This is a genomic window from Vibrio chemaguriensis (assembly GCF_012275705.1).
GTDB classification, from domain to species: Bacteria; Pseudomonadota; Gammaproteobacteria; order Enterobacterales; family Vibrionaceae; genus Vibrio; species Vibrio diabolicus.
In genome coordinates, this window is sequence record NZ_SHOE01000015.1 from 89568 (window position 1) to 106340 (window position 16773).

Below are 16773 nucleotides of genomic sequence, written 5' to 3' on the forward strand. Positions count from 1 at the left end.
TGTTATTCCTGTTTATCGTTCTTTTTAGCCCACACATGAATGTAGCGGCCTAATGAGAGGTATGGCTCTTGTCGACAAAGTTGTTTTTCTAGCGCCAACACATCTTCAAACTCGTAATCGCCCATGTATTGCATATTGCCTATGTAATCACTAAATGAGCGGATACCAGATTTGCCACAAATACTAAAGCCTGAATCTTCTATCCATTGGTAGACTTCTTCAGGTTTTAAGCCTTTTTGCGGCTGTAGTTTAAATCTTTTTCGGTGAGGCATGCCGTCTAATATATGAGGAATGTTGCCACAAACCACGTTTTTATAGACTAAACCATGGTGGTTATAGAACATCACTGATGCGATGCCTCCCGGTTTTACTTGTTCTAGTACCGTTTCAAGTGCGGCCTTAGGATCGACCAACCACTCCATGACGGCGTGAAACATAACAAGATCCACCTGTTCACCCATATGCTCACCAATGGATTGGACAGGCGAATGAATCAGGCGATACTGCTCAAGCAAACCGTTTTTTTCAATATCCTGCTTAGCCAACTGCAGCATTTCCGAAGATAGATCACATAAAGCGATTCGATGTCCGAGCTTAGCAAGCTTTTGCGACATTTGTGCCAAACCACCACCAGCATCCAACACCTCTAGGGGTTGCTGGTCAGCATCTAATTCACTTAGAATCTGTAGAAAATCTTCCCACACAATGATTTGGCGGATCTCCCCTTTGTCGGAGCCGTAAATATTTTTTGCAAATTTGTGGGCGATATCGTCGAAATTGCGGTCTTCTGTCACTTCTGCTGAGTTATCATAACGGATTGTGCCGCTATTCTGGCACAAGGAAAGCAGGAATAAAGAGGGGTACCCTCATTTTTATTATCAATTGATGTTTTTTCGGACTATTTATGTATGTTTGAGCTGAAAAAAGTAGTGTCAGCCTTGCTTATGCCACTTCCGGCATTGCTGCTGATAGGCTTGTTGGGTCTTGCTCTCATTAGTTTTACCACAAAACGTAAAACTGGCTGCTTCGTTGTTCTATTCTCTTTTGTTGGCATTTTTCTTGTTGCCTTCCAACCTGTTTCAACCAAGCTGCTTATGCCATTAGAGCGAGAGCATAAAGCCTTTTTGCCAGTTTCTGGCACCATCGACTACGTGATGGTTTTAGGGAATGGTCATGTTATCGATGACGAAATTCCACCCACCTCGCAGTTAAGCCGTGCAGCATTAATGCGCTTAACTGAAGGCATTCGTATTTTAAGAATGTATCCAGGTGCTAAATTAATTTTGTCTGGCTATGCTGGCGGTTCTGAAATTAGCCATGCGAGAATGATGGCGAACGTTGCCCTTGCGTTGGGAGTCGCGAAATCCGATATCATTTTATTAGAAGATGCGAAAGATACGTGGGAAGAGGCGCGTCAAGCGGCTGCATTCGTTCAACAAAAGGAGATTGTGTTAGTCACTTCTGCGAGTCACATGAGCCGTGCATTGTATGAGTTCAACGCAGCAGGCATTAAACCAATCCCAGCCCCGACCAACTTCTTAGCTATTAGCGAAATCAGTCAACCTTGGGATAAATACTCACCTAAAGCGCGTTACTTAGAACAAACAGAGCTTTATTGGCATGAGTACTTGGGCAGCATTTGGCAAAGACTGCGTGATACTGTCGGCCAAACACCAATGGTTGAAGCAAAGTAGTACTATCTTGAAACCACAAAAAAGGAGAGCCGAAGCTCTCCTTTTTCTTTTTAAGACTTAGGTTTGTTCAGTTTAATCACCAGCAAACATATAGCCTTCGCCGTGCACCGTCACAAAAATTTGCGGGTTCTTTGGATCAAACTCCATTTTTGCGCGCATACGTCGAATAAGAACATCAATAGTACGATCATTGGGAGCATCAACTCGGTGGCTGATCATATTCAAAATACGCTCGCGACTTAACACCTGGTTAGGGTAAGACGATAACGCCACCAAAAGTTCGTATTCTGCTTTGGTCAATTTTACGGGTTCGCCGTTACGGCTCAGCGCACGACGTTGAATGTCGAATGTCCACTCTCCAAAACGTACGATATGTTCTTCACTGGTTTCGTTCGCTTTCGCGCTACCGCTACGCGCTGCTGAAATACGCCACAGCAAGTTTTTAACGCGAACCAACAATTCCCTCAGTTCAAAAGGTTTTGTCACATAATCGTCAGCGCCCATTTCTAGGCCTACGATTTTATCAATGCTATCCGTGCGTCCTGTTACTAATATGATACCAATATCCGATTGGCTACGTAATTCACGAGTAAGCATCAGGCCGTCTTCACCCGGCAGGTTGATATCCAGCATGATTAGGTCTACATCACCCGCTTGCAGGACCTCACGCATTTCTGCGCCACTCTCTGCTTCGCTGACTTGGTAACCCTCATTTTGGAAATATCCCGCAAGCTTACTACGAGTTACAACATCATCTTCTACGACTAATACGTGATAGCTCATTTACACCACTTTTCTGTCTTCTTATTATCCAAGACGTATTCTATTCATAACTAGTAACATTTCTAGTCATAGATACATTAAAAAGCAAGATTTAGCGTTTTTATTGATTCAAAACAAGCTTACCCATCGCTATTAATAAACGTTAATTTTTGACCATAAAACATAATAATTATAGTTACTGCTATTCATTTTAATTGATTACACTTAGGGGATATCCCTAATTGACTTTGTGATGCACAACTTGAAGCATCATTCAGGAGCCCAAAATGCAAGAAGTGAAAGCTTTTAATGAAAAACGCGCTGAAATTTACTGGTGGTTTTCGAGCTTGTTCGCAAAAGAGCTAACAGAGAAAGAGCTGGAAGCCTACCACAGTGTTGAAATTCGTAGTTTTCTAGCAGGTTTAGGTGAAAATGAGTCGCTGAAACCAGCCGTTGATAGCCTCGTTGATGCGCTAAACCGATTGCAAGATCGTGAAGACGCTCAATTGGAGCTTGCTGCTGACTTTTGTGAACTGTTTTTGAAGACAGAAAAATACGGCGCTCTTCCTTACGCATCGATGTACATCGGTGAATCAGGTTTGCTGAATGACAAGCCAGCCGAGGAAATGGAAAAGTTGATGGCAGAATTTGGCGTTCAAGTAGATGAAAATCTAAAAGAGCCTGCGGACCACTTAGCCGTTGAACTCGACTTTCTCGGCAACATGATTATCCGCTCAAACGAACTTGAGCAAGAAAAACACATGGAAGAAGCCTTCGTTAAACAAAACGACTTTATCCAGCAACAGTTGATGTCTTGGCTACCTCAGTTTGCAGACAAATGTAAACAATTCGACGAATTTGGGTTCTACTCGAGCGTCGCGAAACTATTAGTTGCATTTTGTAAACTAGACAGCGCTTACCTTATTGGGGAATAATTGCCGCCTATTTTTTAAGGAGCCCGCCTATCGGGCTTCCTGTATACCTGAAATAACTGAATGTAAGTAAGTTGGGTATATTATTCGTTTGCCTTAACTTAGCTCAAAGACGCTTGGTTATTTAGCAGTCAAAATGTGACTTCAAATACACAAATCTCTTGCTGAAAACATTGCTAGTCAGTCCACATAGGGCTAAAATGTGAGCGCAAACGATTAAATATGATTTATATGTAAACCGCTGAAATATAGCGGTTTTTGTGTTTTTTAACAGGTTGATGGCAATTTCTAATCAGATAGAAAAAAGATAAAATTCATCGACCGATGCTGCTACGTACCCTTTTGTCGTACTTGGACCAACCGCTGCCGAAACACTTAGCGCCAACCTTAGATTGCTGGGTGTAAAACCATTAGAGCATCAGGTACATCCAACACGACATATTTCAGTAGCTCGATACAGGACACCATTTATGGCCACTATAAAAGACGTTGCTCGCTTAGCCGGCGTTTCCACTACGACAGTTTCGCACGTTATCAATAAAACGCGTTTCGTTGCAGAAGCAACGCAAGAAAAAGTAATGAAAGCCGTGGACGAGTTGAATTACGCGCCAAGTGCGGTTGCACGCAGCCTAAAGTGCAACTCAACTCGTACGATTGGCATGTTAGTAACGCAGTCAACCAACCTATTCTTCTCAGAAGTGATTGACGGGGTTGAGAGCTACTGTTACCGCCAAGGCTACACTCTGATTCTGTGTAATACGGGTGGGATTTACGAAAAACAACGCGATTACATCCGTATGCTGGCTGAAAAACGTGTTGATGGCATCCTAGTGATGTGTTCTGACTTAACCGAAGAGCTTAAAGAGATGCTTGACCGTCATGCCGACATTCCTAAAGTGGTCATGGATTGGGGTCCAGAAAGCTCACAAGCGGACAAGATCATGGATAACTCAGAAGAAGGTGGCTACATCGCAACCAAACATCTGATCGACAATGGCCATACTGATATTGCTTGTCTAAGCGGTCATTTTGAAAAACTTGCTTGCCAAGAGCGCATTGCAGGTTTCCGTCGCGCGATGAGCGAAGCAAACCTAGCTGTAAATGAAGATTGGATCCTTGAAGGTAACTTTGAATGTGATACGGCCGTCTTAGTCGCAGATAAAATTACAGCAATGGACAAACGTCCGACAGCGGTATTCTGTTTTAACGACACAATGGCTTTGGGCTTAATGAGCCGCCTACAACAAAACGGTATCAAAGTTCCTGATGATATTTCAGTGATCGGCTACGACAACATCGAGCTTGCGGAATACTTCTCTCCACCGTTAACCACTATCCACCAACCTAAACGTCGTGTGGGTAAAAATGCGTTCGAGATCCTACTTGAGCGAATCAAAGATAAAGAACACGAAAAGCGAATTTTCGAAATGCAACCTGAGCTTGTAATTCGAAACACCGTGAAGAAAATGAACTAAAATTCGCCAAATATAACGATGTCAAATAAGCGCTCTAAAAGGGCGCTTATTTTTTGTATCTAAATAACTTTTCCCTGACTTAGGTTTGTTAGACAAAAAATCTCGAATCTCTAAGTCTCTGTTTTATATGTAGGTAAATCACACTCCCTCACAACCTCGAGGTCATCCCGCCTTATTCTCAAATATGCACAAATATGCGCTTGTCGACACTTTTTATTGAACCAGAATCACACTTTTACGGGTAAAACGTGATGTTAATTCAATATACGAAGTATGCTCATTCTGTCACGCACAGGGCAAACCATTCGAAAGGGTGGGACGCAAAGCCTCCGGCCTGAACCATAGTACTATATGGAAGGTAGCGGGGTTACCGATGGCAAGTGTGCAAGCGATGACTTTACCCTGTAATGACATTGCTTTTGCGCATGTTTGCTACTCTCTCGGACCTGACTTTTGGTGGCGTAATATTAATTACACCGAGATAACAAAACATGGATAAACCGATACTCAAAGACTCTATGAAGCTATTTGAGGCACTTGGTAATATCAAGTCGCGCTCAATGTTTGGTGGCTTCGGACTATTCGCTGATGAAACAATGTTTGCACTAGTTGTAAATAATCAGCTTCATATAAGAGCAGACCAACAAACTTCATCTGACTTCGAGAAACAAGGGCTAAAGCCTTACGTTTATAAGAAACGTGGCTTCCCAGTCGTTACTAAGTACTACGCAATTTCCAACGATTTATGGGAGTCTAGCGAACGCTTAATCGAAGTAGCTAACCAATCGTTGAAAAAGGCAAAGCTTGAAAAAGAACAGCAAGCAACTACAAAGCCTAATCGCTTAAAAGATTTGCCTAACTTACGACTGGCGACTGAACGCATGCTGAAAAAAGCAGGCATTGAGTCAGTAGAAAAACTGGAAGAGGAAGGTGCACTTAACGCTTATAAAGCGATAAGAGATACGCACTCTGCAACCGTCAACATTGAGCTGTTATGGGCACTAGAAGGGGCTATTAACGGTACTCATTGGAGCGTTGTACCTCAAGCTCGCCGAGATGAGTTGATGAACGGCCTCCAATAAAAGTCGGCCTTAAAAACTATCTTGTAAAACCGCAGTCTAATCTGCGGTTTTTTTGTGAAATTTTTTCGACTTTCCTTCTGTCTTATTATATATATCCCAAATTGGAATCATAAATATGAATAAGAAACTGATATTAGGCCTAATCCTGGTCGCGATCATTATCTTTTTAGGCGTTAACTTTAGTCAGTATTTAACGTTGGAAAATGCAAAAGCACAACAAGAAGAGCTGACCACATACATCGATCAGAACTTTGTTTTTTCGGCAGCTATTTACTTTTTTGCCTACATTGCAATTACCGCTTTTTCTATTCCTGGGGCAGCTGTGGTTACATTACTTGGTGCGGCTCTATTTGGTTTTTGGACGAGCTTATTACTGGTTTCTTTCGCCAGTACTATGGGTGCAACACTAGCATTTTTAAGCAGCCGATATTTGCTGCGTGACTGGGTACAAAACAAGTTTGGCAATAAGTTAATCGCAATTAACCAAGGCGTCGAGAAAGACGGAGCATTTTATCTATTTTCCTTACGTCTCATTCCGGTATTTCCTTTCTTTCTTATCAACTTGTTGATGGGCTTAACGCCAATGTCTGTAGGTCGATTTTATCTTACTAGCCAAGTAGGTATGTTGCCAGGCACTGCAGTTTACTTAAACGCCGGTACTCAGTTAGCCACAATTGAAAGCCTGTCAGGCATTGTTTCACCTGCGGTATTGGCCTCTTTTGCATTACTGGGGCTGTTTCCAATCATCACTAAATGGGTTATGAATAAAGTAAGGCCAACACCGAGTCAGCAAAACTCATAATTAGTAAGTGGACGTGTTTAATGAAAATATTCATTGCTAAAAACCCAGCAGAAGCGCATATCGTGTGCGAATTATTGAAAACCGAGCAAGTCTATTGTGAAGTCCGCGGAGAAGGTATTTTCGGTTTAAAAGGAGAGCTGCCGTTTAGTGATGATACCGATCCTTATGTCTGGCTTTTTGACGCCAAACAACAAGTAAAAGCAGAAGGAATAGTACAAGCCTACCGCAAACAATCCGATGGAAATGAGTATCAAGATTGGCAGTGCCCGAAGTGCCATGAGGTAAACGAGGGGCAGTTTGGTGCTTGTTGGCAATGTGGACATCAAATAGGGGAGCCTTAATAACTCCCCTACTCCTACTCAATCGATTTATTCAGCGCTAAGCAGAAACCGTTTGCTGCTTAATAAATTCGATGGAATGTTGATTGAAATCTTCAGGGCGCTCAACATTACAAACATGACCACAGTTTGGGATCTCTCGTAAAACACTAAGCTTATGCGCCGCAACCATTTCTTTAACAGGCTTAATAAACATGTAATCTCTGTCGCCCATTAAATAGAGTGTGGGAATGGGTAACTCTCGATCTTTAAAATACTTCATTAAAGGATTTACATCAGCAGCAAGAATAAACCAACGTTTAAATTCTTTTTGGCAAAGCTTCTTGGCCTCACGAATAAAAAGATGGCGAGACTCTCGCTGGCTTCTCTGTGGCATAACAATGTACGCAAAAAGTTTGTAGAGCCACATGTACGGCAGAATGTGCTTACAAAAATTACCTAATTTAACCAATATTTGAGAACGAGTATTGAGCCTTGTGACAGCGCCACCGAGTACCATTGAACGCACGCGTTCTGCTGATAATTCAGCAAGGTTTCGAACAATAATGGTACCAAGTGACATACCGACAAAATGAGCGGATTGGATCTTTAAATGGTCCAATACTTTCAAAATATCTTGGGTAACTTCAGTAAAGGTATAACGGCTGGCAATGAGCTCTTTAAGTAACTGATTTGACTTTCCATGACCTCTTAAATCGATCAGCAATAAGTTAAAGTGTTGCTTGTAAGCTTTGATTTGCTTGAACCAGATAGAAGAGCTACCGCCAGCACCATGCACAAATACAACCCACTCATGACTAGTAGGGTGCAAATAGGTTTTATGAAAAAGTAGCGGCTGGGTCATATTCAAGTATCAAAAAGGTCGTGCTATTGAGTAAAAAGCCATCCTACCACACTCCCCTTACTCAAGATAATAAAGGCACCTTATTCGGTGCCTTTCGTTACAATTTTAAGTCAATTTAACGCCGAATTGTAAAGTTGCAAATAAGCTTCTGCGGCCTTTTGCCAACAAAAATCTTGTTGCATCGCGTGCAACTGTACTTTATTCACTTCAGGTTCGTTTTGAGCATAGAGCAACAGTGCCCTTAGCATCGTTAACAACAATGCCTGCGGTGTCGGTTCGAAAAAAACAAACCCCGTCGCTTCAGAAGGGTTCACATCATAATCGTTGACGCTGTCTTTTAGACCACCGACACCACGTACTATCGGTAATGTCCCATAAGCCATACTATAGATTTGATTCAAACCACACGGCTCAAACTCAGAAGGCATCAGAAAGAAATCAGAACCCGCTTCAACGATATGCGCAAGTTCATTATCATAAGCTTCTACGAAGACAAATTTACTAGAAAACTGTGCAGCAACCTCTTCTAGCTGAGCGGCTAGTACAGGGTCTCCGGTCCCAACGACAACTAGTTGAACATCGTGCTTCAAAAAATCGGCCAAAGCAGGCAACAAGTAATGCACACCTTTTTGCTGGGTTAACCGACAAACCATACCGAACATAGCAACATCTTTTTCAGGCAAATTTAGCCGCAGCTGTAATGCTTGTTTACACGCTTTCTTGCCTTGCGTCATACTTTGTTGGTCAGCGCAGTAATTAACTGGCAAGTAAGTATCCGTTTCCGGGTTCCAAGCACTGTAATCACAACCGTTCAAAATACCAACTAAGTCCTGCGCGCGTTGCTGAAACTCCCAAGCCATTCCATGACTGCCAAGCTCTGTTTTGAGTTCCTCTGCGTACGTAGGGCTGACCGCGTTTATCTTATCTGCATTCATTACACCAGCTTTGAGCATCGTAATATGCGTTGCATTCACCGCAGCATCGGGAACGTTTCGACAATGAAACTCTGGCAAGCACTGCACGTCTTCATAACTAAATACGCCTTTAAAGACCGCATTGTGAATTGAAATGACGCTTTTAGTATGAGCAAAAAACGGATCATTGCCATACCTGTGCTTGAGCAAAAATGGAACAAGACCAGTGTGCCAATCGTTCGCGTGTATGATATCCGGCTGAAAAGCAAGCTTTGGCAACATGTCTAAACATGCCGCACTAAAAAACGCAAAGCGCTCACCGTTATCGGTATACGCTTGGTTGTTCTCCGCATACATCGATGGTCGATTGAAATACGGCTGACAATCAATCAGATAAACAGGATTTTGACCTAACATGAGCCGCAGAACTCGATATTCCGTATGCGGCCATGATGTTAGTTCTGTTTCTAATACAACTTCTGCGTCAGCGAGTTTATCAATACTGCTGTACGCGGGGATGGTAATTCTTACGTCTTGCTGTAGGTTTTGAAGGGCTTCCGGTAGTGCCTTGGCAACGTCTGCCAAGCCACCACTTTTAATGAGACCTTCAACCTCAGAAGCTACAAACAGAATAGATAAGTTGTTAGTAGCCAACTCGAGCTCCTTTCGGAATAACAACAATGCCCTCCTCAGACACGTGGAAGTGTTTTTTATCTTCTTGAAGATTCACACCAATCTGAGTACCAGGAGCAATATCGGCATCCTTATCGACAATCACACGACGTAAAACACAGCCTTCGCCAATTTTCACGTCACCAAGAAGGATACATTCGCTGATATCGCAAGCAGATGCAATATTACTGCGGAACCCAAGCACCGACTTTTCTATTCTTGAGCCTCTGACGTAACTGCCATTACATACCAAACTGTCGATGATCTGAACACGGCCATTATCAGAGTCTGTAAATGTTGCTGGCGGCAATGGAGGATAATAAGTATGCAGCGGCCATTTACGGTTATATAGTGAAAACGGTGCGTCTTTTTCTAGCAGATCCATGTGCGCTTCCCAGTACGCATCAATGGTTCCCACGTCACGCCAGTACACCTCTTCTCTTTCACCGCTGATTTTGTTAGTACTGAAGTCATACACGAACACGTCACCTCGAGGGAACATCTTAGGAATAATGTCCTTCCCAAAATCATGTGATGAAGCTTCATTATCCGCATCTTCAACCAACTCAGAGAATAACACCTGAGCCTCAAAAACGTAGTTACCCATTGAAACTAAAGCGTAATCAGGATCGCCAGGAATTGACTTCGGGTTTGCTGGTTTCTCTTCAAAGCCTATCATGCGACCTTCACTGTCCACTTCGATAACCCCAAATTGCGACGCCTCTTTTAGTGGCATACGCAATGCCGATACCGTCAGAGAAGCCTGCTTTTCTGAATGGAAGTTCAGCATTTGTTTGATATCCATCTTATAGATATGGTCAGAGCCAAAAATACAAACTTGCTCTGGTTCCTCTAATTCCATAAAACGGAGATTTTGATAGATCGCGTCTGCCGTTCCTTCGTACCAACGCTTACCAGTGCGCATTTGAGCAGGAATAGGATCGATAAAGCGGTCAGTGATGCCATTAATGTTCCAGCCCTTTTTTAAATGATGGAACAAAGATTGAGATTTAAATTGGGTGAGGACGTAAATGCGCATTAAATCCGCATTTACAAAATTGTTTAGAGCAAAATCGATCAATCGATAGCTACCACCAAACGGTACCGAAGGTTTACTACGAGATTCTGTTAAAGGTCTCAAACGAGAGCCTTCACCGCCAGCAAGAATCATTCCCAAAACACCAGCCATTTGTTGTTCTCCATATCGTTATAGCTTGGATTTGGTACTCGCTTGAATGAGTCATACTCGGGGAGTCAAGCGAATACATTTAGTAACCGTATCAGGAGTTTCTTTGAACTCTTACAACACGATAAAAAAGCTACGGCACTTCCAGTATGCAACGTCCACTCTTTTCTTATTTTTCGACGCAAAATGCACACAGTTGCACTAATTTTTGTAATAAATTATCTAAGCAGGTTCTAAATTACAATTTTTAATACGCCATTCTGTGTTCCATACAGTTCTTGCTTACTCAAGACGATATCTAGATCACACATGCAAAAGCAAACGATTACATTATGAAAACAATTTACGAACGGATTCACTACACTACCGACTTTTTGAGCTTAATATATAACAAATATATGAACGCAAAATGAAAGTTACGACGAATGTTTTTTACATAAAAAATACGTTCGCTACCAATAAATCGTGACTCTGGTGTTTTCTAGCGACAATGGTGCTTGTTAAAGTGAGGAAAGGTCGATTAGAGGAAGAATGCGCAGGAGAAAACTGTCGGCCCCTACGCAAAAAAGGCAGCGATATCGCTGCCTTTTTACATTACCTTAATGGTGCATTTTTATGCTTTCGCTTTTTTACGCTTATCTGTGACTTCCCACTTACCTTCAACAAAGAGCGCTGTCCAACCAGATGGTTTGCCGTTCTCTTCCGAACGAACGTAGTTCTCTTTTGTTTTGCGACTAAAGCGTACAACTGCAGGACGACCATCAGGATCTTCTTGCGGTGCGGTCGCTAGGTATTTGAACTTCTCAGGTAAACGCTCTTCAAAACGTGCCAGTTCAGCAACCAAAGGAGCACGTGTCTCGCGCGATTTCGGGAAGTTGCTTGCCGCCATAAATAGACCTGAAGCACCATCACGAAGTACGAAATACGCATCTGAGTTTTCACATGGCAACTCGGGAAAATGAACAGGATCTTCTTTCGGTGGCGCGACTTCACCATTCTTCAGAATCTTACGAGTGTTCTTACACGTTTCACTCGTACAGTCCATGTATTTACCAAAGCGACCGTTTTTAAGAACCATATCAGAGCCACATTTGTCACATTCAACAACTGGACCATCATAGCCTTTGACTTTGAACTCGCCGTATTCAACAAGGTAGCCCTCACAGTTCGGGTTATTACCACAAACATGCATCTTACGCTTGTCATCAATCAGGTATGCGTCCATCGCCGTTTCACAGATCGGACAACGCTTTTTAGCACGAAGCGCGGCCGTTTCAACGTCTTCTTCTAGAACGTTAATAATACCTTCTTCGTCACCCAAGTTGATGGTTGTCTTACAACGCTCTTTTGGTGGTAACGCGTAACCAGAACAACCTAAGAACACACCTGTCGAAGCAGTACGGATACCCATTGGACGGCTACACGTCGGACACTCGATATCCGTCATGACGATGTGGTTTAACTTCATACCGCCTTCTGACTCATCCAGCTCCGCTTTTTCAAGATCGCCAGTAAAATCAGCAAAGAAGTTGTCTAACACAGCTTTCCAGTTCACTTCACCTTCAGCGATTTGGTCCAATTTCTGTTCCATACGCGCAGTAAAGTCGTAGTTCATCAAATCGTTAAAGCTGTCATCAAGGCGGTCAGTAACAATTTCACCCATTTTTTCAGCGTAGAAACGGCGCTGATCAACTTTCACGTAACCACGATCTTGAATCGTAGAAATGATCGATGCATAAGTCGAAGGACGGCCAATGCCTCGTTTTTCCAGCTCTTTAACCAGTGCCGCTTCAGTGTAGCGCGCAGGTGGCTTAGTAAAGTGCTGTTTAGGGTCAAGTGACTCTAAGCTTAGCTTATCGCCAAGTTGTACCGCAGGAAGGATTGTATCCTCGTTTTTGCCCATTGGACGCTGTACACGAGTCCAACCATCAAATTTAAGGATACGGCCTTTCGCTTTAAGCGTGTATTCTGCCGCTTTTACACTGATGGTTGTTGAATCGTATTCTGCTGGCGTCATTTGACACGCGACAAACTGATTCCAAATCAAAGCGTAAAGTTTGTGCGCATCAGCATCGACACCTTGCAGGTCTTCCGCTTTAACACCCACATTTGAAGGACGGATCGCTTCGTGCGCTTCCTGTGCCCCTTCTTTACTACCATACGTCAGCGGTTTCGCTGGTAAGTACTTATCACCAAACTCAGAACCAATAAAGTCACGTACAGCGTCCACAGCCTCGGCACTTAGGTTAGTCGAGTCCGTACGCATATAAGTGATGTAACCGGCCTCATAGAGGCGCTGAGCTAGCATCATGGTCTTTTTCACGCCGTAGCCAAGACGTGTACTCGCTGCCTGTTGAAGCGTAGAGGTGATGTAAGGTGCTGAAGGCTTGCTCTTCGTCGGGCGATCTTCACGCTTACATACTTCGTAACTTGCATTCTCAAGCACAGACATCGCTGCTTTGGTTTCTGCCTCATTAACTGGCTTAAACGCAGAACCATCTTTCTGAGCAACAAGCAGCTTAAAGTCAGCTTTGTCTTTCGTTTTCGTATTCGCATGAATATCCCAGAATTCTTCTGGTACAAACGCGTTAATCTCACGCTCACGCTCAACTAATAGTTTCACCGCAACAGACTGCACGCGACCAGCAGATAAACCACGAGCCACTTTCTTCCAAAGTAAAGGTGAAACCATAAAACCAACGACACGGTCCATGAAGCGACGCGCTTGTTGGGCATTAACACCATCCATGTTCAGCTCACCAGGTGTCTGGAAAGCTTGTTGGATCGCGTTTTTCGTAATTTCGTTAAAAACTACACGTTTGTATCGCTCTTCATCGCCACCGATGATCTCACGAAGGTGCCATGCGATTGCTTCCCCTTCGCGGTCCAAATCGGTTGCGAGATAAACGCAATCTGCGTCTTTGGCGAGTTTTTGTAGTTCGTTGACAACTTTTTCTTTGCCTGGAAGGATTTGGTAATTCGCTTCCCAGTCATGATATGGGTTAATCCCCATTTTTTTGATCAACGCTTTGCGGTCTTTCTCTTTTTTAACGCGCGCTTTCTCTTCCGGACTCATCCCTTTTGTTGAGATGGCTGCGGCTTTTTTCTCACCAGTGCTTTGACCGGCCGTAGGCAGATCACGCACATGACCAACACTAGACTTAACAATAAAGTCTTTACCAAGGTACTTATTTATCGTCTTTGCCTTGGCTGGTGACTCCACTATAACGAGTGATTTACCCATAACTGACTCTAACGTCCTTCATAATAATGCGGGTAGAAACCTTGTTTAAAGGCCACCCGCATAATGTTCTATTTCATTGCTTCTTTTTTTACTATTGTGCGAGATGAAAAGAAGATCAACTGCTTTTTTGAAATTCAGATCCGATTGGTTGACAATTCATCGTCTTTATACTTCAAAGAGACAGGGTTCTGAAAGGTATTGAGCGGCATATCTAAACAGGCAAACTTAGCATCCGCTAATCCAATGCAATAAATTTTGTTACGCATCACAAAATAGTTTCGTTCAGTAGCTCTGTCATATCCTCCAACTAATCATACTTACACTCTAAAAATTGATCTGTTTAGGCTAAGTGAACGATTGACTGAATTAATCATGCAAACCCATTTTAGTTGTAGGTATACTCAGCGTTCTCAACTGAAATGAATGGTAGAAAAAGTATGTCTGATAGAACGTTTATCGAAGAGTTCGACCTTCTTTTGATCGCTAACCAAATCATCCAAGAACACGATGATTACATCGAAGGGATGCGAGCAACAAGCGTAGAAGAAAAAGAAGGTGTTTTAGTTTTTAAAGGTGAATACTTCCTTGATGACAAAGGTTTACCAACTTCAAATACGACTGCAGTATTCAATATGTTCAAATACTTAGCGCATCACCTTTCCAAGGAATTTACGCTGGTTAAATAGTAGCGGAAAACAAAAAAACCAGAGTGTTATTCGCTCTGGCTTTCCTGTTTCAGGTCAGAATATTTAGCAGCTTAAAGCCTTAAGTTTGTCGAAGTAGTCAGGGAACGTTTTCGACGTACACTTTGGATCGTTAATCGTCACAGGCGTATCACTAAGTGCCACCAGCGAAAAACACATCGCCATTCGATGATCATCGTAAGTATCAATCGCAGCATGCTTTAACTGAGAGACAGGTTTGACGATGATGTAGTCTTCCCCTTCTTCCACTTCCGCACCAACTTTACGTAATTCCGTCGCCATAGCTGACAAACGGTCTGTTTCTTTTACACGCCAGTTATAAACGTTACGAATAGCAGTAGTGCCTTCGGCAAATAGCGCTGTTGTCGCGATGGTCATTGCAGCATCAGGGATATGGTTGTAATCCATATCGATGCCTTTCAATTGACCAACACGTGAAATTACGTAGTCATCACCCCATTCAATTTCTGCACCCATTTTTTCAAGCGCATCAGCAAATTGAATATCACCTTGAATGCTGTTTTTACCGATACCCGTGACTTTAACTTCTCCGCCTTTGATGGCTGCCGCCGCTAAGAAGTAAGAAGCAGAAGACGCGTCACCTTCAACCAAGAAATCACCTGGAGCGATGTATTGCTGACCGGCAGGAATCACAAACTCTTGATAGTCGTTGTTGATCACATCGACCCCAAACTGCTTCATGATATGCAGGGTGATATCGATATAAGGCTTAGAAACCAACTCGCCTTCGATGTTGATGCGAATTTCACCTTCAGCCAATGGCGCAGACATTAAGAAAGCGGTCAAGAACTGACTTGAAATGGATCCATCGATAGAAACTGTACCTGCTTTTAGGCCAGTACCGACTATTTTGAGAGGCGGAAAGTTCTCGTTTTCCATGTACTCAACGTTCGCACCAGCATCTTTCAGTGCCGTGACAAGGTGACCAATTGGACGCTCTTTCATACGAGGTTCGCCCGTCAGTACATACTCCCCTTCTCCAAGACAAAGAGCCGCAGCTAATGGTCGCATCGCAGTGCCAGCATTACCGAGAAATAACTCTACCGGTTCTGAGACAGAAAACGGACGCCCAAGGCCTTCAACGAGACATTCTGTTTTATCTTCGGAAAGTTGGTATTGAACGCCGAGTTTAGTCAGCGCATTCAGCATATGACGGATATCATCACTGTCGAGGAGGTTAGTAAGGCGAGTTCTGCCTTTAGCAAGAGCAGCAAGTAAAAGAGCTCGATTAGAAACGCTTTTAGAGCCAGGAAGATTCACTTCCCCTTGAATTTTATTGATAGGTTGTAACGTTAGGCTTTCCATTAAAAGTTGATAATCCTTTGTGCCCTCAACATACGATTTTTTATGAGAGCTAAACAATTCTTCGTGAATTCAGACTACCCAAAAAAACACGACAAAACCAGAGCAAATCGGCGCTAATTTATGAATATACTCAAGTAGCCTAAAGATGCAGAATTAAAGGCATTGCCAGCGATGTAAATAAGAGCGAAAGAGGCGCGACGAAACAGCAAGCTATTTCGACTTTATTTGACGATAAGCCAGCCCTACTGTGCATGCCTGGTTAGGCTACCTTAGGTTAAAATAACGTAGGATTAATAAGCGATATCAACCCTGACTCCATCATCAAAATATAAGATACGAACTTCATCCCCTCGACTAAATAGCATATTTTTATCAACATCTTGGATAACATTAATCAGCTTGTCGCCCTTCACTTTGATGAGTAGCTCAACTAACTTATATTCAACCGTGTATTGGTAATTACTTTGATTTTGTGCAACCGCTACACCTGCAAGTGCACCCACTGCCGTCGCAACTTCTCGTCCAGTACCACCACCAAATTGATTGCCGACTAAACCGCCTATTGTGGCACCAAGTAGCGTTTTCCAACCATTATTTTTCGATTGAACGACCTCTTGCTGAGTAATATAACGGACAGAGTCAATCTTCCCATACACCACTTCATTTACCGGCTTGGCAACATTTCTTTCATATGCTGCGTTGGCGGCAAGTGGGAAAAACAGTATGATCCAAAGCCATACTTTCACAATATTTCTTGACCAGGTCATCATAAACTCCTCTGACTCTAATGTTGGTAAC

At 42.9% G+C, this 16773-nt stretch carries 15 protein-coding genes and 1 riboswitch; of the genes, 7 read left to right on the plus strand and 8 right to left on the minus strand.

The genetic code is table 11. The features are described 5' to 3' along the window. Positions 1-2 precede the first annotated feature (2 nt). Positions 3-794: a tRNA uridine 5-oxyacetic acid(34) methyltransferase CmoM gene (cmoM, locus tag EX191_RS15145; protein WP_031780158.1), complete on the minus strand. Its 792-nt coding sequence runs from the start codon at positions 792-794 to the stop codon at positions 3-5. 114 nt (positions 795-908) lie between these two features. On the opposite strand from cmoM, the gene elyC reads away from it, so the two are divergent. Then, positions 909-1694 (plus strand): envelope biogenesis factor ElyC, encoded by a 786-nt coding sequence (elyC, locus tag EX191_RS15150; RefSeq protein ID WP_006742121.1) that lies wholly within the window; start codon positions 909-911, stop codon positions 1692-1694. Positions 1695-1766: 72 nt separating this feature from the next. On the opposite strand, the gene torR is transcribed toward elyC, so the two are convergent. Further along, complete coding sequence (gene torR, locus EX191_RS15155; RefSeq protein WP_005390726.1) at positions 1767-2477, minus strand: two-component system response regulator TorR; 711 nt, start codon at positions 2475-2477, stop codon at positions 1767-1769. Positions 2478-2743: 266 nt separating this feature from the next. Between torR and torD the strand changes: the two genes are divergently transcribed. The 5 genes from torD to EX191_RS15180 all read left to right on the plus strand — a co-directional run bounded on the left by torD (position 2744) and on the right by EX191_RS15180 (position 7088). Next, positions 2744-3391 (plus strand): molecular chaperone TorD, encoded by a 648-nt coding sequence (gene torD, locus EX191_RS15160; protein ID WP_134646941.1) that lies wholly within the window; start codon positions 2744-2746, stop codon positions 3389-3391. Between the two features lie 467 nt (positions 3392-3858). Next, positions 3859-4863 (plus strand): HTH-type transcriptional repressor PurR, encoded by a 1005-nt coding sequence (gene purR, locus EX191_RS15165; protein WP_053807169.1) that lies wholly within the window; start codon positions 3859-3861, stop codon positions 4861-4863. 285 nt (positions 4864-5148) lie between these two features. Then, positions 5149-5238, plus strand: a riboswitch (cyclic di-GMP riboswitch). Positions 5239-5354: 116 nt separating this feature from the next. Beyond that, positions 5355-5945 carry a TfoX/Sxy family DNA transformation protein gene (locus EX191_RS15170; RefSeq protein ID WP_005390721.1) on the plus strand — a complete coding sequence of 197 codons (591 nt, stop codon included), beginning with the start codon at positions 5355-5357 and terminating at the stop codon, positions 5943-5945. Positions 5946-6060: 115 nt separating this feature from the next. Further along, positions 6061-6747 (plus strand): TVP38/TMEM64 family protein, encoded by a 687-nt coding sequence (locus EX191_RS15175; protein WP_193447992.1) that lies wholly within the window; start codon positions 6061-6063, stop codon positions 6745-6747. A gap of 20 nt (positions 6748-6767) precedes the next feature. After that, a complete protein-coding gene (locus EX191_RS15180; protein ID WP_005390719.1) occupies positions 6768-7088 on the plus strand; it encodes a hypothetical protein in 321 nt (106 codons plus the stop codon). 37 nt (positions 7089-7125) lie between these two features. Here the strand turns inward: EX191_RS15180 and EX191_RS15185 are convergent, their stop codons facing one another. From EX191_RS15185 to topA, 4 genes are all read right to left on the minus strand, one after another. Next, entirely contained in the window at positions 7126-7929 is an 804-nt protein-coding gene (locus EX191_RS15185) for an alpha/beta fold hydrolase (protein ID WP_006742124.1), read from the minus strand. Between the two features lie 110 nt (positions 7930-8039). After that, positions 8040-9497: a glycogen synthase GlgA gene (glgA, locus tag EX191_RS15190; protein WP_193447993.1), complete on the minus strand. Its 1458-nt coding sequence runs from the start codon at positions 9495-9497 to the stop codon at positions 8040-8042. After that, complete coding sequence (glgC, locus tag EX191_RS15195) at positions 9487-10704, minus strand: glucose-1-phosphate adenylyltransferase (protein ID WP_005390714.1); 1218 nt, start codon at positions 10702-10704, stop codon at positions 9487-9489. Before glgC ends, glgA begins: the two co-directional genes overlap by 11 nt. A gap of 610 nt (positions 10705-11314) precedes the next feature. Then, the gene (topA, locus tag EX191_RS15200) at positions 11315-13945 is read right to left on the minus strand and encodes a type I DNA topoisomerase (protein ID WP_005390711.1); all 2631 of its coding nucleotides are present in this window, start codon (positions 13943-13945) and stop codon (positions 11315-11317) included. A 437-nt stretch (positions 13946-14382) separates the two neighbouring features. Here topA and EX191_RS15205 point away from each other — a divergent pair, with 437 nt between their 5' ends. Further along, positions 14383-14631 (plus strand): YciN family protein, encoded by a 249-nt coding sequence (locus EX191_RS15205; RefSeq protein WP_005387884.1) that lies wholly within the window; start codon positions 14383-14385, stop codon positions 14629-14631. A 63-nt stretch (positions 14632-14694) separates the two neighbouring features. Here EX191_RS15205 and aroA read toward each other — a convergent pair whose 3' ends face one another. Beyond that, the gene (aroA, locus tag EX191_RS15210) at positions 14695-15975 is read right to left on the minus strand and encodes a 3-phosphoshikimate 1-carboxyvinyltransferase (RefSeq protein ID WP_046874732.1); all 1281 of its coding nucleotides are present in this window, start codon (positions 15973-15975) and stop codon (positions 14695-14697) included. Between the two features lie 290 nt (positions 15976-16265). Next, positions 16266-16742 (minus strand): outer membrane lipoprotein, encoded by a 477-nt coding sequence (locus EX191_RS15215; protein WP_193447994.1) that lies wholly within the window; start codon positions 16740-16742, stop codon positions 16266-16268. Between the last annotated feature and the right edge of the window lie 31 nt (positions 16743-16773).